Source organism: Agrobacterium sp. El2ro-1b, from assembly GCF_048298475.1.
GTDB lineage: Bacteria > Pseudomonadota > Alphaproteobacteria > Rhizobiales > Rhizobiaceae > Agrobacterium > Agrobacterium fabrum.
This window is the reverse complement of the sequence record NZ_CP103458.1, coordinates 1910606-1930240: the sequence shown is the minus strand read 5'-3', so window position 1 is coordinate 1930240 and position 19635 is coordinate 1910606. Positions and strand designations below refer to the sequence as shown.

Genomic DNA, 19635 nt, shown 5'->3' with positions numbered 1-19635 from the left:
TTGCCCCGGGGCTCGCTTTAGTCGAATTCCAGTACTCCACTCTGGAAGGTCAGTACCGTTTCTCCCGACTGGTTGACGCCCTCGTTGAAGGTGGTGTTCAGCCAGATGCCGGGTCTCGATTCCAGCGGGCGGGCATCAAGCAGGGTGACGAAATAGGTCACGTCGTCCCCGGCAAAAACCGGCTTTTTCCATTTGAGTTCACGGAAGCCCGGGGAGGGGCCGAGTTTCGGCGGTTCGAGCCCCTGTAGCTTCAACCGCTTCACTTCCTTTGCCCAATGGGAGAGGAAGGATTTCATCCAGCCTGCGCCAGTGTGCCAGCCGGAGGCGCAGAGGCCACCGAACACGCTGTTCCTGGCCGCCTCGGCATCAAGATGAAAGGGCTGCGGGTCGAAATCGCGCGCGAAGCGAATAATGTCTTCGGCGGAAAAATGCAGCGTATCGAGGGTGACGCGTTCGCCGATCGGGGAAAGTTCTGCCAGTTTCATGCCGCAACGCCTCCGTCGCCACGCATCAGGAACATGACGGTGTTTTCTCCCTGTGAGACCAGAATGCCGCGCTGGTTATAAAGCTCGTGGCGCAATTTCACGAGGCCGATGCCGGGCCGAGATGCGGAAGGGCGCTGTTCCAGCACGATGGATTTTCCCGAAAGCGTGTCTCCGGCCAGAACCGGCTTTTTCCAGTCGACATAATCGATGCCGGGGCTGCCCTGCGAGGTGGAGTTGGAGATGTAGCTGTCTGCCATCATCCGCATCAGCAGGCTGCAGGTGTGCCAGCCGGAAGCCGCCAGCCCGCCAAGAATGCTCCGGCGGCCAGCCTCTTCCGACAGATGCATGGGCTGGGGGTCGAACTCGCTGGCAAATTCGATGATCTGCGCTGCGGAAATTGATTGTGGTCCAAGGGGAAATTCCCGCCCGACGGCAAAATCCTCATAGGTGTATGTCGCGACCGGCGCCATGGTTCCCTCCCTTCGCACAGTCAGTGTTGTGTGCATCTAAGAGGATTTTTCCTTTTACGTAAAGGTCAAATTGCAGCTGTGATTGTTCTATGAAGAGGTAGCTTGTTGGAGCGGGCGAGCGCCGCTTGCTTCTTATCCCCGCCGGGGAGAAGGTCGCGGCAGCGGGATGAGGGGGCAAGGGTAGTGAGATACGGCAACGTTGCCCCCTCATCCGACCCTTCGGGCCACCTTCTCCCCGGCGGGGAGAAGAAACAAGCGGCAACGTCTGCGCCCTTGGCCCGTCACAACGACGATCCGTCGCCCGTCGGGCCGGATCAGGTGTTAAAGCGGAAGTGGATGACGTCGCCGTCCTGAACGACATATTCCTTGCCTTCGTCGCGTCCCTTGCCCGCTTCCTTGGCGCCGACTTCGCCCTTATAGGCGATGTAGTCGTCAAAGCCGATGGTGAAGGCGCGGATGAAGCCGCGTTCGAAATCGGTGTGGATGACGCCGGCGGCGGCCGGTGCCTTGGTGCCGCGCACGATCGTCCAGGCGCGCGTTTCTTTCGGGCCGACGGTGAAATAGGTGATGAGGTCGAGCAGGTGATAACCGGCACGGATCAGCCGGTCGAGACCAGCTTCGTTAAGGCCGAGGGCCGAGAGGAATTCCTCGGCCTCATCGGCCGGAAGCTGTGCAACTTCAGCCTCGATCGCCGCCGAGATGATCACGCATTCAGCACCCTGTTCCTTTGCCATCGCCGCGACGGCTGCGGTGTGCTCGTTGCCGGACGATGCGTCGGCTTCCGAGACGTTGCAGACATACAGCACCGGGTGCGACGTCAGGAGATTGAGGCCCTTGAGGATTTCGATTTCCTCAACCGGCAGCGTCTTCAACAGCAGGCGTGCCGGCTTTCCGTCGTTGAGCAGCGTGATGACGGCTTCCATGACCGGCAGTTGAGCCAGGGATTCCTTGTCCTTGCTGGTGGCACGCTTGCGCGTCTGCTCGACACGGCGTTCCAGGCTTTCGAGGTCGGCGAGCATCAGCTCGGTCTCGATCGTTTCGGCATCGCCAACCGGGTTGATGCGGCCTTCGACGTGGGTGATATCGTCGTCTTCGAAGCAGCGCAGAACGTGTACGACGGCATCGACCTCGCGGATATTGGCGAGGAACTTGTTGCCAAGGCCTTCACCCTTCGACGCGCCGCGCACCAGGCCGGCAATGTCCACGAAGGAGATGCGGGTCGGAATGATTTCCTTCGAACCGGCGATGGCCGCAAGCTGCTGCATGCGCGGGTCCGGCACGGCAACTTCGCCGGTATTCGGCTCGATGGTGCAGAAGGGATAGTTGGCGGCCTGTGCGGCGGCCGTTTTCGTGAGCGCGTTAAAGAGGGTGGACTTGCCGACATTTGGCAATCCAACGATACCGCATTTGAAGCCCATGGCTTGAAACCTGTCCGTTTGAAAGAATTCGTTGAGGAGCCTTTTGCGGAATGGGCAGGGCAAGGTCAAGCCCGCGAGCCGATTTGTGCCGGCAAAGCCCTGCGAAAGGTGCGGATTTCCGGGCAGGCTTGCCGATAGCGCGGTTGCGGTGCAGTATAAGCGGGTTCAAGGCGCGATCTTTCGCCATCCAGCGGGATTTTCCCCCGAACCACGATGATGAACCACCATGACGAGCGACAATCATGAGTGACAGTCCTGTCGATCTCAAACCGAAACCGAAAGTCAAACCGAAGCTGGAGCGGCCGAAGCTCTACAAGGTCATGCTGCTGAATGACGACTATACGCCGCGCGAATTTGTCACGGTGGTGTTGAAGGCCGTCTTTCGCATGAGCGAGGATACCGGACGCCGGGTAATGATGACGGCGCATCGCTTCGGCAGCGCGGTGGTGGTTGTCTGCGAGCGCGATATTGCCGAGACCAAGGCCAAGGAGGCGACCGATCTCGGCAAGGAGGCGGGCTTCCCGCTGATGTTCACGACCGAGCCGGAGGAGTGAGGGGGTATGGCGTGTTGGGGTGCCGTGCAGCCGACACGTTGCCCCTAATCCTGCCGGATCTGGAAACCTGTCTTGTTCTGCACGAAGCCGCAGCTTTCGTAGAAGGCATGAACCGCCGGGTCGTGGCGGCCTGTCAGGAGCATCACCTTGTAGCAGTTCGCGCCGAAGGCTGTCTCAATGGCGTGGCGCACCACCGTGCGGCCATATCCCCGACCGCGGCGCGCCTCCAGTGTCACCACGTTTTCAATGAAGGCATAGGGGCGGGCGGCGCGGGTCAGGTTCGGAACGATCAGAAGCGTGGCAGTCGCGACGGGTTTGCCGTTCTCTGTCGCCACAAATACTGTCAGGCCGGGTTGCGCGAGCATGGCTGCGAAAACCGCACCTGCTTCCTGCGTCGTCAATTCCGGGTCTGATGGATTGAGTGCCTGGTAGAGTTCGAGCAAACCGGGCAGATCGCCGGGGCCGGCCGCACGCAGGGCGATGGTGTCGGAAGACATGCGTGCTAGTCCTTCTTGCCGAACATTCGCTTCAGCATCTCGGCCATTGGCCCGGTTTCCGGCAGCTTTTTCGGCTGGGCGCTGTTGCGCGCCTGGTGGATGTGGGACTGCGCGGCCGGCTTGGCCGCCTTTACCGGTTTTTCCGCTTCCGGTTTGCTGCCCGTCGCCAGCGCCAGCTTGTTCATCAGCTGCGAATCCTCACCCTTCACCAGCATGGCGGCGTTGTCGGCAATGGCGTCCAGAAGCGGATCAAGCCAGACGCGGTCCGACTTGGCGAAATCGCCGAGCACATGGCCGTGCACCCGCTCCTTGTCGCCGGGATGGCCGATGCCGAGGCGCAGGCGGCGGTATTCCTTGCCGCAATGGGCGTCCAGCGATTTAAGGCCGTTATGACCGCCGTGGCCGCCGCCGATCTTGATGCGCGTGCGACCGGCCAGCAAATCGAGTTCGTCATGGATGGCGATGATGTCGGCCGGCGTCAGTTTGAAGAAACGCATGGCCTCTCCGACGGATTCGCCTGACAGGTTCATATAGGTGAGCGGTTTCATCAGCAGAATCTTCTCGCCGCCGATCTCACCTTCGGAAATCTCCGCCTTGAACTTCTTCGACCAGGGCGCAAAGGAGGGCAGGCGCTGCAGCGCATCCACGGCCATGAAGCCGATATTGTGACGGTTTCCCGCATATTGTGCGCCGGGATTACCAAGTCCTGCGATGATCTTCATGGGGCATGTCCGCGTTTTGCCTGATGATGCTGTTGTCACCACCCCGAAAAGTGCCTGATGTCAATCTTTTTATGGGTTTGCGGGGCGATCGGCCGATTGGTCAGGGGCTGACCAGACTGTAACGATCGAATATCTGCTGCTGCGTTCCATCGGCGATCAGCCTATCCAGCCGGGCCTGCAATTTTGCGATGATCTCGTCAGGAACGGTTTTGTTGCAGGCGAGGCCGAGCTGTTGCCGGCTCAGCGTTATCACCTCTTTGAAACTGTTCGCAGGCAGGCTCTTGAGGGTGCTTTCCGACATGGGCATGAGGTCGATGCGGCCGAGCTTCAGCTTGTTGAGCGTGATCTCGAAATCCGCGCCGACATCCACCTGCGGGAAACCGAGTTTTTCCAACAGTGCTTCGGTATAGTCGCCCCGCTGGGTTCCCACGCGGTATCTTCTGGCGTCCTCGAGGCTGGAAGCCTCGATATTCGCCTCGCGGCGGGCCACGAGAATGTTGCGGTCGGTGTGGATTGGGGCAACCCATTTGAAGAGCGGCTCCCGCTCTGGCGTTCTCGCCGTGGCGAAGACGCAGTGCATGGCCTGCGTTGTGGCGAGTGCAATGGCCCGCGCCCAGGGCATGACGGCGACGTCGTAATCCGTATCGGTGTCCTGAAGCACGATCTTGAGCTGGTCGAAATAGACGCCGTGCACGCTGCCGTCGCTGGCCTGCAGATTATAGGGCGGATAGACCTCGGTCGTCAGGAAGAGCTTGGCCGCGTTGACTGGTGTGGCGAGAGCAAGAAAGAGCAGACAAAAGCGGATCAATCCCATAGTGCTCTCCCCCGATCCTTCACGCTTGCCGTGCCGCAACGCGGCTTTGTCCGGACGCCGCATCGTATGTAGCGATCAGCCTTTGGACCGGCTGCGGGCGCGCAAAGTAATAACCCTGCCCGAAATCTGCGCCCATATCGGTCAGAAGCTCCTTCTGCTCTTCCGTCTCCACACCCTCGGCAATAACGGTGCAGTTCATCTTATGCGAGATGGCGGCGATGCCTTCGACAAGCATGCGGCTCCGCTGCCTGATGTCCATGGTGTCGTCGCAGATGGAGCGGGTGAAGGACTGGTCGATCTTGACGATATCGACCGGAAAACGGCTGAGATAGCTGAGCGAGGAATAACCCGTGCCGAAATCATCCAGCGCGATGCGGCAGCCCAGCTGGTGAATGGCGTTGAGGATCGCCCGGATTTGCGGATCGTCCTTCATGATCACGGCTTCGGTGATCTCAATGACCAGACGTGCGGGGACAATACCGTGCCGATGCAGCACACCGGCGATGCGTGTCGGTAGTCCAGGTTCGAATTGCAGCGGCGAAAAATTGACTGCCACATAGGTCTGCTCCATGCCCGGCAGGCGCGACAGCCTGGCGAGATTGGCGATCGACTGATCGAGAATGAGATTGCCGATGCGTTGAATGGTGCCGTTTTCTTCGGCAAGGCTGATGATCGCGGCCGGGGAAAGCAATCCCTTGTCGGGATGGTTGAGACGCAGCAGCGCTTCGAAACCCGCCGTCTGGCCGGTTGCGAGGTCTTGAATGGGCTGGAAATAGGCTTCGAACCAGTCCTCGGAAAGCGCCTGTGCAATATCCCGCTCCAGCTCCGCATGTTCGCGCGCGCGATCCATGATCGAGCTGTCGAAGACCTGCGAACCATTTTTACCGGTTCTCTTGCGGGTGTACATTGCCATGTCGGCATTCTGCAAAAGTTCGGATGCGCTGGAGGCGTGCAGAGGATAGACCGCCATGCCGATGCTGGCGCTGAGGCGGATGCTGTTGTTTTCGATCTCGAACGGCATGTCCAGCATGGCGCAGACACGCTCGCAGAATTCCAGGGCGCGCTCTTCCACCTTGTCGCCGGCCAGCAGAATGGCGAACTCGTCGCCGCCGAGCCGCGACGCGCTGTCGAGCGGCGTGAGCAAGGGTTCGAGTTTCATTGTGAATTGCTTGAGAACGGCGTCACCCGCCGCATGGCCGAGATTGTCGTTGATGGCCTTGAAACGGTCGAGGTCGATGAACAGGCACGCCAGTTCGCTGCCGTTCCGGTCCGCATCGCGGATCTGCAGATCAAGGATGGCTTCGAAGCCCTGACGGTTGAAGAGGCCGGTCAGGTGGTCGCAAATGGCCTGCTGACGGTTGCGTTTTTCCGACTGGCTCAGTTCGGTCACATCGGTCATGACGCAGAGGCATGTGCTTTGCTGCGTGGTATCGCCGGAATCGAGGGGCTTTTCGAGGATGAGCGCGTCCATGACGCCGCCATCCATGCAATGGAAACGCACGGTGATGCCGGTATGCGAAGCGTCGGGCGAGGGGTGCGCCGTCTTGCGCTGCTGGAACAGGGACCTGTCGTCGGGGTGGATGAGATCGGCGAAGTTGAGGCCGAGTATTCTGGTGCGGTCGTAACCGGTCGCCTTCACCCAATAGTCGCTGACGGCGGCAATCCGGTCGTGCCTGTCGAGCGAAAACAGCATGGCGGGTGTACGGTTGTAAATCTCCGTCTTGCGTTCGTGGGCATTCTTGATCTCCAGCTCTTCCTTTTCGAGCTGGGTCTGCATTTCGTTGAAGCTTTTTGCCAGCCGGCCGATTTCATCCTTTGAGCGCCAGTCGACATGGTGGCGCGAGCCGAGGCGTCGTGTTGCCTCGATCGCCGCGGCCAGTCGCATCAGTGGGCGGATGACCATGAAGCGGTTGCCGACGATGGCGGCAAGAACGATGGTGAGGACGGCGAGGATGAAAATCGTGATAAAGGCCAGTTCGGTCCGGCTGAGCGAGGTCAGAAGGCCGACATCATCGTAATAGACCGTCAGCTGTCCGACGGTGACGGGGCCCTTCGTGGTCTTGTAGATCACCTCGCGTGTCGTCGAGGCGGCATCCTGAATGATATCGCTGCCCGCAGTCTGAACGACATCGAGCTGGCCGGATGTATCCTTGACCTCGACCATGCGGATCATGGGATCGGAAACAAGGGTTCCGGTAATCTGGTTTATGGTGTCGTCATCAAGGTCCCACAGGGGGCGGGCCAGTGCCTGCGTATTCGTCGACAGCAGAATTTCGATATGGTTGCGCTGGCTGCGGATTGCCTCGTTATAGGAAAGCGTCAGCAAAAGCGTGAAAAGCGGTGCGACCACTGTAAGAAGTGCGCCGGAAACAATCGCGATAAAGCGGCTTTCGACGGAATGAGCCATGTTAAATTGCAGCTACCCTTTGCCCCAGACTTGCTGCGCTGCGTTTTGCCCATCCGGAAGGGTTTGCGAGGGGTTTTCGGCAAAGTCCGCGTTCCCTCGTGCAATTTCCCAGACCGTCCGATGTTTCCACGACAGCGCAAGGGTATCGTTTCATGGAAGTGTTAATCGACACTGAAACGCTTCCCGTCTCAGCTGCGGAGACCAAGCTTTCTGGTTTTAAAGTTCATAAAAACTAAAAAGCCCGTTCCGAAAACGGAACGGGCCTCATTCTTCGAAGCTGTCAGGCCTTGCGGCCGCCGATTATTCCTCGGAAGCTTCTTCGGTCGTTTCTTCTTCAACGCCTGCTGCCGGAGCAACGATCGTTGCGATCGTGAAGTCGCGGTCGGCGATGACGGGCGTGATGTTCTTCGGCAGCTTGACGTTCGAGATGTGAACGCTGTCGCCGATCTTCAGGCCGGAGAGGTCAACCGTGATGGCTTCCGGAATGTCGTTGGCCGGGCAGTGGAATTCCACCGTGTGGCGAACGATGTTCAGAACGCCGCCGATCTTGATGTCCGACTTTTCTTCGTTTTCGAAGTGAACCGGAATTTCGACGTTGACGAGCGTGTTGCCCGAAACGCGCAGGAAGTCGACATGCATGGTGAAGTCGCGGACCGGATCAAGCTGGTAATCCTTCGGGAGAACCTTGATCTTCTTGCCGTCGACGTCGATCGTCCCGACCGTCGTCATGAAACCGCCGGCGTGGATACGCTTGGTGACTTCGTTGGTCGACAGGGCGATGGAAATGGGGGCCTGCTTGTCACCATAGATGACAGCGGGAATCAAACCGTTGCGGCGAAGTTCACGAGAGGACCCCTTACCAACTCGTTCGCGCGCCTCGGCCTTGAGCTCATACGATTCTTTGCTCATGGCAATTCCTTTCGAGGTTATATGGAGAGTTCATGCCCGCGGGCACTGAACTGGGGAGGCGCCAGGCGCCATCCCACCCGCGTTGCCTCCAAGGGTGTCTACACGGGTGCGGGCGCTATAATACAAAAGGAGGCCAAAGACAAGAGTGGCCCTGTTTTCCCGGTTGCCGCTTTGTAATTTTATTAGGAAATACTAATTCACTCGTTTGTTGCAACTTTTAATATATGCTTATCCATGCGCATAAACCGGGTGAAAACTTGGCGAATGATAAGGCTACGCAGAATTCCAATTGCGTAGATGACCATGCTCAAAGTTCTCCAGTGCCTCACCATCGATCACGACTATCGATATACCGCCGCGGCGGTTGTCGTTTGCATGCTAGGAAGCTTCGTCACGATGCGTCTTTTTTCGAAAGCGCGTCTGGCGACGGGGTTGCAGAAGGTCAACTGGTTGTTTCTTGCGGGCGTGAATGGTGGTGCTGCGATATGGACCACCCATTTCGTGGCGATGTTGGGTTATGTCGCGGCGGGTGACGTGGGTTATGATCCCTATCTGACCGGGCTTTCGCTTCTTATCGCCATTACGACCACGACCGCCGGTTTCGGCATTTCCGCCTATGGCGGCCGCAGCGTGCTGGTGGAAGCCGGCGGGATCATCCTCGGTCTTGGTATTGCGGCCATGCATTATACCGGCATGGCGGCCTATAATGTTCAGGGCATGATCTTCTGGGATCAGGCCTATGTCATCGCGTCGCTGTTGCTTGGGGCGGTGCTTGGCGCGCTTGCAGTCAATCGCATTGCCCGGCCCCTCAACCGCTTCTGCCAATATGGTGGGGTAACATTTCTCATCCTCGCCATTGCCTCGATGCACTATACCGGCATGGCGTCCATGTCCTTCGCCTTTGATCCGCGCATCGTCATTCCGGAAAATCTGCTGCCGCCGGCCATCATGGGCGGAGGCGCAATCGCCGTGACGCTGCTGCTTCTCGCGCTCGGACTTTCCACCTATGTCATCGATGCCCAGTCCACCCAGCAGGCTGTTGCCCGCTATCGCCATCTTTCGTTGCATGATCCGCTGACGGGTATTCCTAACCGTGCGGCATTCATCGAACATCTCAACCGCCGCACGCGCCATGTCTCCATGGGGGCGCATACCGCGCTTCTGTCGATCGATCTCGACCGTTTCAAGGAAATCAACGACGTGCATGGCCACGCGGCCGGTGACGCCGTGCTGCGCGCCATCGCCGATCGGGCGAGTTCCGTGCTGAAGGCCGGTGAATTCCTGGCGCGCATGGGCGGCGATGAATTCGTGGCGATGACCCATTCCTATTACACCCGGGCCGATGGTGCAGAATTTGCGCAGCGACTGATCGAGCAGATCAGCAAGCCGGTCGAATGGAACGGCCAGACATTTTCGGTCGGCGCAAGTGTCGGCATATCGGTCCGCAACACCGGCTCCATCGATGCCGATACCCTGATGGCGCAGGCCGATGTTGCCATGTACCGGGCGAAAAGCGGGACGTCTGACACGATCTGCTTTTATGACAAATCCATGGACGAGGCCGCGCGCGCGCGCAATGCGCTTGCCATCGCCATGCGCAGCGGCCTCGCCAATAACGAGTTCGAGCTTTATTACCAGCAGCAGAACGACACCAAAAGCGGCAGCATTGTCGGCTTCGAGGCGCTTCTGCGCTGGAAACATCCCGAACGCGGCATGGTCTCGCCCGTCGAATTCATTCCGATTGCCGAACAGACCGGCTTCATCGTCGAACTGGGCGAATGGGTTCTGAGAGAAGCATGCTCGCAGGCAGCGCGGTGGAAAAAGTCACTCGCCATTGCCGTCAACGTCGCGCCGCAGCAGCTTGCGGATAATGATTTCCCCGACAAGGTGGAGAGAATTCTTGCCGAGACGGGACTTGCGCCGGAAAGGCTCGAGCTCGAAATTACCGAAGGCAGCATCATCGCCGATCATCGCCATGCGCTCGTCACCATCCGCAAGCTCAAGTCGCTCGGCGTCAAGATCGCCATGGACGATTACGGTACGGGTTATTCCTCGCTTTCGACCCTGCAGAGCTTCCCCTTCGACAAGATCAAGATCGACCGCGCCTTCATCGATGGCCTGTCCACCAATGTGCAGTCGGAGGCGATCGTTCGCTCGACGCTCATTCTGGCGCACAGCCTGAATATTCCGGTGCTTGCAGAGGGAGTGGAGACGAAGGCCCATATTGAATTCCTGCGGCGCGAAGGCTGCCTGCAGGTGCAGGGCTTCTTTTTCGGCAAGCCCGGTCCGCTGACCTCCATCGCCAATCTCGTGGACGACACGTTCCTCTCGGCGGAGGATGAAACGGAAGAGGCCTCCGACCGGCGTTATATCAAGGCAGTTCGTTAGTCCGGCACAGCCAGCGGTTTCTCCCGGCAGGGCCGGTCGCGAAGTTTTTTGTTGAAACATGCACGCTTCCAGCGCACCATCGCACAAAAGCTTTGGGAGGAGCGTATGCCGACAGACATCGCCCATGCGGAACGCGTGTATGAAACAGCACGCCATCGTTCCGCCGCCGCAAGTTCTCCGATTATCGCCTCATGGCGGCGCTGCATGGTCAAGCACCGTCTTGCGCCGGAGGAAAACCGTAAGCCGATCTTCCTCAGCGAGGTTGAATTTCGCCGCGCTCGCGAAAGTGCCGCCGGCCTGATCGCCGAGAGCACGGATGAGCTGGACCGCATTTTTCACAGCGTCGGCAAATCCGGCTGCTGCCTGCTTCTGACCGACGCGCAGGGCGTTGCCCTGGAGCGACGTGGTGCTTCCGGTGATGACCGCGATTTCCGGGCGCTCGGCCTCTGGAACGGGGCCGTCTGGAGCGAAGAGAGCGTGGGCACCAACGGCATCGGCACGGCACTGGTGGATGAGCGCTCGGTGGTGGTCTATCGCGACCAGCATTTCTTCACGTCGAACACCGAACTCTGCTGCACGACGGCGCCCATCCGCGACCATACGGGCCGGGTGACGGGCGCGCTCGATATTTCCACCTGCCGCGACGATATCAACGAGATGACCTTCTCCTTCGTCACCCAGGCGGTGAAGGACGCGGCGCAGCGCATCGAAGGCAATCTTTTCCGCCGCGCCTTTCCCGGCGCGCGCATTGTCGTTGTGCCGACCGGGTTCGGCGCGGCGCTTTCCTTGCTGGCTGTGGATCAGGACGATCTCGTGCTGGGCGCGACGCGGGCCGCCCGCCTTGCGTTGAAGCTCGATGATGCCAGGATCGAGCAGGGACTGCCGGCGGCGGATATTCTTCAGGAACAGCGCCACGACGGCGGCTCCGACCTTGCGGAAGCGGAACGCTCGGCGCTCCGCCGTGTCCTGTCGCGCACCAACGGCAATGTCACGCAGGCCGCTTCTCTGCTCGGTATCAGCCGCGCCACGCTTCACCGCAAGATGAAGAAATTCGACGTGCACTAAGGCCCATAAGCGTGCGATCCGGCCGATTACGCCGGATCGCGGCGGCTTTGTCGCAGATGTGAGACAATGTGCGCTGCGGAACCACGCCGCCCCTCTACCGAACCGCGCCATCTAGGCCCACCTTCCTCCCATGCGGTCCGCTCAGGATCGTTTTCATCAGGGAGGATGAAATCATGAACATTCAGGTTCAGCAGAAAGCGGGCGAAGCGCCCTTCAAGCTGAAATACGGCAATTACATCGGCGGCAAATGGGTGGAGCCGAAGTCCGGCCGCTACATGGACAATCTCTCACCGGTGACCGGCCACAAGATCTGCGAAGTGCCGCGTTCGGATGCATCCGACATCGAGTTCGCGCTCGATGCTGCCCACAAGGCCCGCGAAAAATGGGGCAAGACGAGCATCACGGAACGCTCCAACATCCTGCTCAGGATCGCCCAGCGGATCGAAGACAATCTCGACCTCATCGCCCGGGCTGAAACCTGGGATAATGGCAAGCCGCTGCGCGAAACCACCAATGCGGATATTCCGCTGACGATCGACCATTTCCGTTATTTCGCAGGCTGCATCCGCGCTCAGGAAGGCACGATCGGCGAAATCGACAACGACACGGTTGCCTATCATTTCCATGAACCGCTCGGTGTCGTCGGCCAGATCATTCCGTGGAACTTCCCGATCCTGATGGCTGCGTGGAAGCTGGCGCCTGCGCTTGCGGCCGGCAATTGCGTGGTGCTGAAGCCGGCGGAACAGACGCCTGCCTCCATTCTCATCGTGATGGAACTGATCGAAGACCTTCTGCCGCCCGGCGTCCTCAACATCGTCAACGGCACGGGCCTTGAAGCCGGCAAGCCGCTGGCGCAGAGCAATCGCATCGCCAAGATCGCGTTTACCGGTTCCACCTCGGTCGGCAAGGAAATCATGCGTTATGCGGCTGACAACGTCACCAACATCTCGCTGGAGCTGGGCGGCAAGTCGCCGAACATCTTCTTTGCCGATGTGATGAACGAGGACGATGCCTTCCTCGACAAGGCGCTCGAAGGTTTCGCCTTCTTTGCGCTGAACCAGGGTGAGGTCTGCACCTGCCCCTCGCGCGCTCTAGTGCATGAATCAATCTATGACCGCTTCATGGAAAAGGCGATCAAGCGCGTTCAGGCCATCAGCCAGGACGATCCGCTCAACCCGTCGACCATGCTGGGCGCGCAGGCCTCGCAGGAACAGTTCGACAAGATCATGAGCTATCTGGAGATCGGTAAGAAAGAAGGCGCCAAGGTTCTGACCGGCGGCGATCGCAAGACGCTGACGGGCGACCTGAAGGACGGCTATTACATCCAGCCGACCGTCTTCGAGGGCAACAACAAGATGCGGATTTTCCAGGAGGAAATCTTCGGTCCTGTCGTTTCCGTCACCACCTTCAAGACGGTGGAAGAAGCGCTCGAAATTGCCAATGACACGGTTTACGGTCTGGGCGCGGGCGTCTGGAGCCGCGACACCAATATCGCCTACCGCGCCGGCCGCGGCATCGAGGCGGGCCGCGTGTGGACGAACTGCTATCACGTCTATCCGGCGGGTGCTGCCTTTGGTGGTTACAAGCAGTCGGGCATCGGTCGCGAGACCCACAAAATGATGCTCGATCATTACCAGCAGACCAAGAACCTGCTGGTTTCCTACAGCCCGAACAAGGTCGGTTTCTTCTGAGGTCCTCCCCGGAAGCCGGCGATGGGCAACGGTGCCGGGTCGCCGGCGTGTTCCCAGGGGCTTCGGCCCCTGGGAACACGGATCGGAGTTTTAAACAAAATAAAAGGCCGGAGGTTTTGCCTCCGGCCTCTTTTCCTTGTGGCTTATGCCGCGTAACGCTGGTCCGCGTGCCGGGTCTCGCCCACTGAGAACTGCCCCACCTGTTCGGTCAGGCCATCCGCCTCGCTTGCCAGCGAGAAGGCCGACGCCGTGGTTTCCTCCACCATCGCCGCGTTCTGCTGCGTGACATGGTCGAGTTCGTTGACGGAGGCATTGATTTCGCTGAGGCGGCCGGACTGTTCGCGCGATGCGGTGGCGATTTCGCCGATCTGGTCGTTGACCGACTGGATGCGCTTCTGGATCTGCTCCAGGCTTTCACCGGTCTTTAGCACCAGCGCCACGCCGCTTTCCACATCGCCCGCCGAGGTGGCGATCAGCGTTGTGATGTCACGCGCGGCGGCGGCCGATTTCTGGGCCAGTTCGCGGACTTCCTGCGCCACAACGGCAAAGCCCTTTCCGGCTTCCCCGGCGCGCGCGGCTTCCACGCCGGCATTCAGCGCCAGCAGGTTGGTCTGGAAGGCGATCTGGTCGATGACGTCGATGATCTGGCGGATCTTGGACGACGAGGTTTCGATACGTTCCATCGCGACGATCGCTTCTTTCACGACCGCTGTGGATTTATGGGCGTCCTGCATCGTGCCCGCCGTCGCCTCGACGGCGACATTGCAGCGCGAAAGCGAGAGATCGACGGCCTGCGTCATCTCTCCGAGTGCAGCAGCCGCTTCCTCGAGGGCCGCGGCCTGACGTTCTGTGCGCCGCGACAGGTCCTCCGATGCGCTCTTCAGTTCGCCGGAGCCGGAGCGGATGGCGTTGGCGCTTTCTCCGATATTGGAGATTGTCGCTTCCAGCCCGGCCATGGAGTTGTTGAAGTCGACGCGCAGATGATCGAGCGACGGCACGAAGGATTTTTCGATGCGACGATCGAGCCTGCCGGCGGCCAGATTGGCAAGACCGGTCGCCAGTGCATCGACGGCCTCTTCCAGTTCCTTGGCGCTCCTGGCCTTTTCCATTTCGCGCTGGGCGCGTTCCTCATCCAGTTCTTCACCCTTGCGATGGGATTCGGCTTCCATGCGCTGCTTGTCCAGAATGCCCTGACGGAAGGATTCCAGCGCGCGCGCCATGGTGCCGATCTCATCGCCGCGGGAAACCGCCTTGATCTCGATATTGTTCTCACCGCCGTTGAGGCGCTCCATCAGTCCGGCAAGACCGGTCAATGGCTTGGTGAGGCTTGCGGATACAAAGATGCCGATCAGCGTCATGATCGCAAGCACGGCAAGCGTCGCAACGGCCGCCCAGAAGGCAAGATCGTTGGCGGCGGCCAGCACCTTGCTCTCCTGCTGGCCGATGGCCAGAAGATGCTTCTGCCCGAACACGGTGACCGGGCGATAGGCATAGAAGATGTTGCCGGCAGGTGTCTGCGCCAGCACCATTCCAGGGTCGCTTGCACCCGAGAGGGCTGCGAGATTTTCGGAAATGGCGGCATCCGCACCGCCTGAGAGCACGCCGGCGCGGCGTTTGCCCTCCGCGCTCAGAAGAACGGCGTCATCGATGGTCTTGCCGGTTTCTTCGGGGGTGACGACTGCGCCGATGCGATCGGCGGCAATACGCATGATGACGGCGCCCTTGCGCTGAATCTGGCCCCAGTTGGAGACCGCGAGCGGCATGCCGATCATGGCCGAATCACTGTCGTTGCCGGTGAAGCCGGTGGTGCTGATGACGCCATCCTTGCCGGCTTCGATGCGCTGGAAGAGGTCGTTGATCGCGGCGTTCTGCGGTTCCGTCACGTTGGTCAGGAAGTTCTTCGCCTTGGTCACGGAATAGATAATGAGGCCGTTCTTGTCGATGACATAGATGTCGCTGACGCGGGTATTGCGCCAGACGCTGGCGATGGCGGCGTTGATGGTCGCGTGGCGAATGGCATAAAGCAGTCGCAACCCTTCGCCGTTGAAGGAGGCCCGCTCCTCCTCGGAGACGCCTTCGCGGCGGAAAGCCTGAATGATCGCGTCCTTTTCTGTCGGAACGACGGCGGTCATCGCGTCCAGAGACTGGGCGATCGCGGCATTCTGCGACAGTTCGGTGATGCTTTGTTCGACACGCAAAGTATAGGCGTCAAGCTGCTTGGACTGGTTGCTTGCAACCGTTTCGAGCCTGATTTCGCTGGCGTCGATAAGGCCCGATTTGCCCATCTCATAGGATAACAACCCCACGGACAGGCAGGAAACCAGCGTTGCGCCCGTGACGAGCGCCGCGAATTTGGCCTTGATCGACAATGATTTAGCTTTGACAGCAGTCGGATTTACACCCGGCATCCTGTTTCCTCCCCCCAAAAAAACGTTGCCGCACGGTGGCAAAAATTGCTTACGGTCGCGTTAAAGGGCTGCAAATCGTACGATTATTTCCCGCATGCCGCGAAAAAAACTTTGACCGCCACCGACACTCCACCGACACGTGCCGTTATAAAACTGCAATAGAACAGGCGCATATGCAGCGAAGATCAACGGCTGTTCATGTTCATGCAAGCTTTTCGCGCTCCTTCTCTCGGCACTATCGATGATGTCTGCGGAACCCGCGCAGATGGATATGACGGAGCCCCTTTGCGATCGATCCCGGATTTCGCCGTTATCGTGCCGATGCACAATGAGGAAGCGAGCGTTGAAACGCTTGTGGCCGAGATCGTGGCGGCCTGCCAGCCGGTGGGCCAGTTCGAAATCGTTGTCGTGGACGATGCCTCCTCCGACCGGACGGTGAGTGCGGTGCTTTCGCTTGGTGACCGTTACCCGATGCTGCGGCTCGTCCGGCACGACCGTCAGGGCGGGCAATCGGCGGCGATCCACAGCGGCGTGCAGGCCGCGCGCGCACCTGTTATCTGTATGCTTGACGGTGACGGACAGAACCCGCCGGACAATCTGCCTGCACTTCTTGCGCCGCTTCTCTCCGCCACGGCAACAAGCCGGCTCGGTCTTGTGGCCGGCCAGCGCGTCGGCCGGCGCGATACGCTCGGAAAACGCCTTTCGTCGCGCTTTGCAAACGGGTTGCGGGCGCGTATCCTCAAGGACGGCACGCGCGATACCGGCTGCGGGCTTAAGGCCTTCCGTCGCGACGCCTATCTCGCCTTGCCCTATTTCGATCACCACCACCGCTATTTCCCGGCGCTTTTTAATCGCGACGGCTGGCAGGTGGCCCATGTCGACGTCACGCATCGGGCGCGGCAGCACGGAAATTCCCACTACACCAATATTGGCCGCGCGCTTGTCGGCATCCACGATCTGATCGGCGTCGCCTGGCTTTTGCGCCGGCGCAAGCGGTCAAGCTGGGCTGAAACCTTCAAAACGGAGACATCGCCGTGAATGCACCGGCTTTATGGTCCATGCTGCATGTGAACAGCTGGAAGGAATTCGTATGGGTCTTGACCGGCTTCATGGGCCAGATGCTATTCACCATGCGTTTTCTGGTTCAATGGATTTCGTCTGAAAGGGCCAGCCGCTCGGTCATGCCGGTCGCCTTCTGGTATTTTTCCATTCTCGGCGGTGTGGTGCTGCTTTCTTATGCACTGTGGCGGCGCGACCCGGTCTTCGTTATCGGGCAGGCGTCAGGCCTTCTCATCTATGCTCGAAATCTCTGGTTGATCCATGCAGAACGCCGCCAGCATGCATGACGGCGTGGCCCTGCCTCATGCGCAGGCGAGCGAACAGCGCGGCTGGCTGACATTTGCGGTTGCGGCAATCATTGTCGTGACAGCGCTGCGGGTTGTTGGGCTCGCCTTCAATCGTACCGATCTCTTCGTCGATGAGGCGCAATATTGGCTATGGGGCCGGGAGATGGCGCTCGGCGCCTATTCCAAGCCGCCGCTGATCGGTTGGCTCATTCGCGCGGCAACTATTATCGGCGGCGGCGAGGGCACCTTCCAGGTGCGGCTGGCCGCACCTGTCGTGCATGGCGTTGCGGCGGCGGCCATTCTTGTGCTGGGCCGGATGATCTATGATGTCAGGTTGGCGTCGCTTGCCGCCCTTTTCTATCTGACGCTGCCCGCCGTGACACTCGGCAGCCTGCTGATCTCCACCGATACACCGATGATGCTGTTCATCGTGCTGTCGATGATTTCGGTCAGGAAGCTTGCGCAGGCGCGGACCGAAAACACTGGCACACTGGGCTGGAGCATCGCTCTCGGCCTCTGTTTCGGCCTCGGCCTGATGTCGAAATATGCGATGATCTATTTTCTGCCCTGCTTCATTGCCGCCGGCTGGCTTTGCGAGGCATGGCGCATCCGGCTGCGTGACGCGGCAATTGCCGTGCTGATCTGCGGTGTCGTCATCGCCCCCAATCTGTGGTGGAACGCCGCGCATGATTTCATGACCGCGCGCCATACGGCTGACAATGCGAACTGGCATGGCGTCCAGCTGAAGATCGGTTCCGCGCTGGAATTCTTCTTCTCGCAGGCGGGTGTGGTTGGCCCCTTCGTTTTTGTCGGCATGATTGTCGCAACAATCCGCGCAAAGACGGCAGAAGCCCGTGCGCTGGTCGCGCTTTCGGTGCCGATCGTGCTTTTGATTACGGCACAGGGCCTGATGTCGCGCTCGCTCGCCAACTGGGCGGTGGGGGCTTATGCGGCCGGCGTGCTTCTGGCGGTGCCGGTGCTGGCGTCACGGCGCTGGCTCACCGTGTCCACTTTGGTGCTCGGCGGCGTCGTGGCCGTCGCATTGCCGCTGATGACGATTGCCGGAACGGAGTTGCGCCTGCCGAAGGGCGAACTGGCGATGGCGCGTTATCTCGGGCGCTCCGAGTTGGTGTCGACCGGCCTGTCGCGAGCGCGTGAGGCGGGGGCGGATGCCATCGTCGCCAATGATCGTTCGATATTGGCCGAGCTTTTTTACCAGTTGCGGGATGAAAAACAGGTGTTGACGCGCGCCTTGCCCGAAATCGGTGTGCCATCAAGCCATTATGCGCTTCTTTATCCGCTGAAATCAGGCGAAGCGAAAAATCCGCTGTTTCTGGCGAGCGCGGATGGTTTACCGGCATGCCTTGCCGGCGAAGCGCCGGTCGCGCATTGGACCGCCGGGCCGGGCTTTTTGGAGGGCCGGGAAATCGGGCTATGGCGCCTGCCGCCGCAATGCATTCCGGAGGGCGCTCATGGACAATGATCTCTCCCATATGCGGATCACCATCTGGGTGACGCTCGCAGCTCTGGCGCTCGTCATCCTGTTTGCAACCTTCCCCTCCATCGATCTGCGGTTTTCCGCCCTGTTCTTTTCTCCGACGGGCCAGCCATGGCCCGGCCGGGAGCCGTTTCCCGAATGGCTGCGCGACACGCTGCGCGAAGGTGCGGAGCTTGCCACGCTTCTGGCTTTCCTGGTCCTCGTCGGCAATCTCAGGCTTGGCGCTTTGCAGCGAACCGGCTGGCGGGTCTGGGCGTTCCTGTGTGGGCCGGTAATCCTCTGTGCCGGCCTTCTCGTCAATGGCGTGCTGAAGGCCATGATCGGTCGCGCGCGTCCGTTCAGCGTTACCGAATTTGGTGGGCATCAGCTGTTTACGCCACCTTTTCAGTTCAGCACACAATGTTATTCGAACTGTTCGTTTTCTTCGGGCGAAACCGCGCTGATCGCGAGCTTTTTCCTGCCACTCTGCGTGCTCGTCTGGCCGCGCCTGCGTCCCCTGGGGCAATGGGTGGTGGGTGTTCTTGCTGCCGGGGCAATCATCCTCATGTCCGGTCTTCGCATCGCAGCCGGCGGGCATTTCCTCAGCGATGTGGTGATGTCCATCCTGTTTTCCGCCCTGACGACGCTGTTTCTGTACAGGGTACTGGCGATAAGCCGACACCGTCACCTCTTCACCGGTGATGCCGTCTCGGCCGATACGATCAGCCTTTGGCGCAATGGTCGCCATGCCGTCCTTGCCCGTGTTCGGCGCTGGTGGCCGAAAATCAAGGCGGCAGCTTCCCGCCTGCGGCCGCCCGGCGCGGGTCAGGCCTCGTCCTAAGAGGACGTTTGTAGTACGGCATCAATGAGATGAATGGCGACGCTCGCCAGATAGTCCAAGTCATCCCCGGACTTGTCTCGAGGATCTGCAACATATTGATTTTGTTGGTGTGTTTAAAACCTCGGGACTAGCTCGAGGATGAC

At 60.0% G+C, this 19635-nt stretch carries 17 protein-coding genes; 8 read left to right on the top strand and 9 right to left on the bottom strand.

The features are described from left to right. Nucleotides 1–17: 17 nt before the first annotated feature. From NYR50_RS09620 to ychF, 3 genes are all read right to left on the bottom strand, one after another. Complete coding sequence (locus NYR50_RS09620) at nucleotides 18–485, bottom strand: MaoC family dehydratase (RefSeq protein ID WP_418135763.1); 468 nt, start codon at nucleotides 483–485, stop codon at nucleotides 18–20. Beyond that, nucleotides 482–955: a MaoC family dehydratase gene (locus NYR50_RS09615; RefSeq protein ID WP_080807654.1), complete on the bottom strand. Its 474-nt coding sequence runs from the start codon at nucleotides 953–955 to the stop codon at nucleotides 482–484. The genes NYR50_RS09620 and NYR50_RS09615 overlap by 4 nt, the downstream gene beginning before the upstream one ends. A gap of 314 nt (nucleotides 956–1269) precedes the next feature. Continuing rightward, entirely contained in the window at nucleotides 1270–2373 is a 1104-nt protein-coding gene (ychF, locus tag NYR50_RS09610) for a redox-regulated ATPase YchF (RefSeq protein ID WP_418135762.1), read from the bottom strand. Nucleotides 2374–2615: 242 nt separating this feature from the next. Between ychF and clpS the strand changes: the two genes are divergently transcribed. After that, nucleotides 2616–2927, top strand: coding sequence for an ATP-dependent Clp protease adapter ClpS (clpS, locus tag NYR50_RS09605; RefSeq protein WP_010972159.1), 312 nt, complete (start codon nucleotides 2616–2618; stop codon nucleotides 2925–2927). A 44-nt stretch (nucleotides 2928–2971) separates the two neighbouring features. Here clpS and NYR50_RS09600 read toward each other — a convergent pair whose 3' ends face one another. From NYR50_RS09600 to NYR50_RS09580, 5 genes are all read right to left on the bottom strand, one after another. Then, entirely contained in the window at nucleotides 2972–3424 is a 453-nt protein-coding gene (locus NYR50_RS09600) for a GNAT family N-acetyltransferase (protein ID WP_418135761.1), read from the bottom strand. A 5-nt stretch (nucleotides 3425–3429) separates the two neighbouring features. Continuing rightward, the gene (gene pth, locus NYR50_RS09595) at nucleotides 3430–4146 is read right to left on the bottom strand and encodes an aminoacyl-tRNA hydrolase (protein WP_418135760.1); all 717 of its coding nucleotides are present in this window, start codon (nucleotides 4144–4146) and stop codon (nucleotides 3430–3432) included. 100 nt (nucleotides 4147–4246) lie between these two features. After that, nucleotides 4247–4960: a substrate-binding periplasmic protein gene (locus NYR50_RS09590; protein ID WP_174008954.1), complete on the bottom strand. Its 714-nt coding sequence runs from the start codon at nucleotides 4958–4960 to the stop codon at nucleotides 4247–4249. 19 nt (nucleotides 4961–4979) lie between these two features. Then, on the bottom strand, nucleotides 4980–7367 hold the full coding sequence (locus NYR50_RS09585; RefSeq protein WP_418135759.1) for an EAL domain-containing protein: 2388 nt from the start codon (nucleotides 7365–7367) through the stop codon (nucleotides 4980–4982). 300 nt (nucleotides 7368–7667) lie between these two features. Beyond that, nucleotides 7668–8276, bottom strand: coding sequence for a 50S ribosomal protein L25/general stress protein Ctc (locus NYR50_RS09580; protein ID WP_006311165.1), 609 nt, complete (start codon nucleotides 8274–8276; stop codon nucleotides 7668–7670). Nucleotides 8277–8579: 303 nt separating this feature from the next. Between NYR50_RS09580 and NYR50_RS09575 the strand changes: the two genes are divergently transcribed. From NYR50_RS09575 to adh, 3 genes are all read left to right on the top strand, one after another. Continuing rightward, on the top strand, nucleotides 8580–10664 hold the full coding sequence (locus tag NYR50_RS09575; RefSeq protein WP_174009137.1) for a putative bifunctional diguanylate cyclase/phosphodiesterase: 2085 nt from the start codon (nucleotides 8580–8582) through the stop codon (nucleotides 10662–10664). 105 nt (nucleotides 10665–10769) lie between these two features. Then, a complete protein-coding gene (locus tag NYR50_RS09570) occupies nucleotides 10770–11729 on the top strand; it encodes a helix-turn-helix domain-containing protein (protein WP_121651067.1) in 960 nt (319 codons plus the stop codon). Between the two features lie 173 nt (nucleotides 11730–11902). Then, nucleotides 11903–13420, top strand: a complete 1518-nt coding sequence (gene adh / locus NYR50_RS09565) for an aldehyde dehydrogenase (RefSeq protein ID WP_010972152.1) — start codon at nucleotides 11903–11905, stop codon at nucleotides 13418–13420. Between the two features lie 143 nt (nucleotides 13421–13563). Here the strand turns inward: adh and NYR50_RS09560 are convergent, their stop codons facing one another. Further along, nucleotides 13564–15828, bottom strand: coding sequence for a methyl-accepting chemotaxis protein (locus NYR50_RS09560; protein ID WP_418135758.1), 2265 nt, complete (start codon nucleotides 15826–15828; stop codon nucleotides 13564–13566). 198 nt (nucleotides 15829–16026) lie between these two features. On the opposite strand from NYR50_RS09560, the gene NYR50_RS09555 reads away from it, so the two are divergent. The 4 genes from NYR50_RS09555 to NYR50_RS09540 are packed head-to-tail and all read left to right on the top strand — an operon-like array spanning nucleotide 16027 to nucleotide 19492. Further along, nucleotides 16027–16866 carry a glycosyltransferase family 2 protein gene (locus tag NYR50_RS09555; protein WP_418135757.1) on the top strand — a complete coding sequence of 280 codons (840 nt, stop codon included), beginning with the start codon at nucleotides 16027–16029 and terminating at the stop codon, nucleotides 16864–16866. A 20-nt stretch (nucleotides 16867–16886) separates the two neighbouring features. Then, the gene (locus NYR50_RS09550; RefSeq protein WP_010972149.1) at nucleotides 16887–17174 is read left to right on the top strand and encodes a lipid-A-disaccharide synthase N-terminal domain-containing protein; all 288 of its coding nucleotides are present in this window, start codon (nucleotides 16887–16889) and stop codon (nucleotides 17172–17174) included. Beyond that, nucleotides 17149–18657 carry an ArnT family glycosyltransferase gene (locus NYR50_RS09545; RefSeq protein ID WP_418135756.1) on the top strand — a complete coding sequence of 503 codons (1509 nt, stop codon included), beginning with the start codon at nucleotides 17149–17151 and terminating at the stop codon, nucleotides 18655–18657. Before NYR50_RS09550 ends, NYR50_RS09545 begins: the two co-directional genes overlap by 26 nt. Then, nucleotides 18647–19492: a phosphatase PAP2 family protein gene (locus tag NYR50_RS09540; RefSeq protein ID WP_418135755.1), complete on the top strand. Its 846-nt coding sequence runs from the start codon at nucleotides 18647–18649 to the stop codon at nucleotides 19490–19492. The genes NYR50_RS09545 and NYR50_RS09540 overlap by 11 nt, the downstream gene beginning before the upstream one ends. Nucleotides 19493–19635: the final 143 nt, after the last annotated feature.

Excerpts from the sequence above, each read along its gene's own strand:
- NYR50_RS09620 (WP_418135763.1), bottom strand. The coding sequence starts at position 485 with ATGAAACTGGCAGAACTTTCCCCGATCGGCGAACGCGTCACCCTCGAT.
- NYR50_RS09615 (WP_080807654.1), bottom strand. The coding sequence starts at position 955 with ATGGCGCCGGTCGCGACATACACCTATGAGGATTTTGCCGTCGGGCGG.
- ychF (WP_418135762.1), bottom strand. The coding sequence starts at position 2,373 with ATGGGCTTCAAATGCGGTATCGTTGGATTGCCAAATGTCGGCAAGTCC.
- clpS (WP_010972159.1), top strand. The coding sequence starts at position 2,616 with ATGAGTGACAGTCCTGTCGATCTCAAACCGAAACCGAAAGTCAAACCG.
- NYR50_RS09600 (WP_418135761.1), bottom strand. The coding sequence starts at position 3,424 with ATGTCTTCCGACACCATCGCCCTGCGTGCGGCCGGCCCCGGCGATCTG.
- pth (WP_418135760.1), bottom strand. The coding sequence starts at position 4,146 with ATGAAGATCATCGCAGGACTTGGTAATCCCGGCGCACAATATGCGGGA.
- NYR50_RS09590 (WP_174008954.1), bottom strand. The coding sequence starts at position 4,960 with ATGGGATTGATCCGCTTTTGTCTGCTCTTTCTTGCTCTCGCCACACCA.
- NYR50_RS09585 (WP_418135759.1), bottom strand. The coding sequence starts at position 7,367 with ATGGCTCATTCCGTCGAAAGCCGCTTTATCGCGATTGTTTCCGGCGCA.
- NYR50_RS09580 (WP_006311165.1), bottom strand. The coding sequence starts at position 8,276 with ATGAGCAAAGAATCGTATGAGCTCAAGGCCGAGGCGCGCGAACGAGTT.
- NYR50_RS09575 (WP_174009137.1), top strand. The coding sequence starts at position 8,580 with ATGCTCAAAGTTCTCCAGTGCCTCACCATCGATCACGACTATCGATAT.
- NYR50_RS09570 (WP_121651067.1), top strand. The coding sequence starts at position 10,770 with ATGCCGACAGACATCGCCCATGCGGAACGCGTGTATGAAACAGCACGC.
- adh (WP_010972152.1), top strand. The coding sequence starts at position 11,903 with ATGAACATTCAGGTTCAGCAGAAAGCGGGCGAAGCGCCCTTCAAGCTG.
- NYR50_RS09560 (WP_418135758.1), bottom strand. The coding sequence starts at position 15,828 with ATGCCGGGTGTAAATCCGACTGCTGTCAAAGCTAAATCATTGTCGATC.
- NYR50_RS09555 (WP_418135757.1), top strand. The coding sequence starts at position 16,027 with ATGTTCATGCAAGCTTTTCGCGCTCCTTCTCTCGGCACTATCGATGAT.
- NYR50_RS09550 (WP_010972149.1), top strand. The coding sequence starts at position 16,887 with ATGCTGCATGTGAACAGCTGGAAGGAATTCGTATGGGTCTTGACCGGC.
- NYR50_RS09545 (WP_418135756.1), top strand. The coding sequence starts at position 17,149 with ATGCAGAACGCCGCCAGCATGCATGACGGCGTGGCCCTGCCTCATGCG.
- NYR50_RS09540 (WP_418135755.1), top strand. The coding sequence starts at position 18,647 with ATGGACAATGATCTCTCCCATATGCGGATCACCATCTGGGTGACGCTC.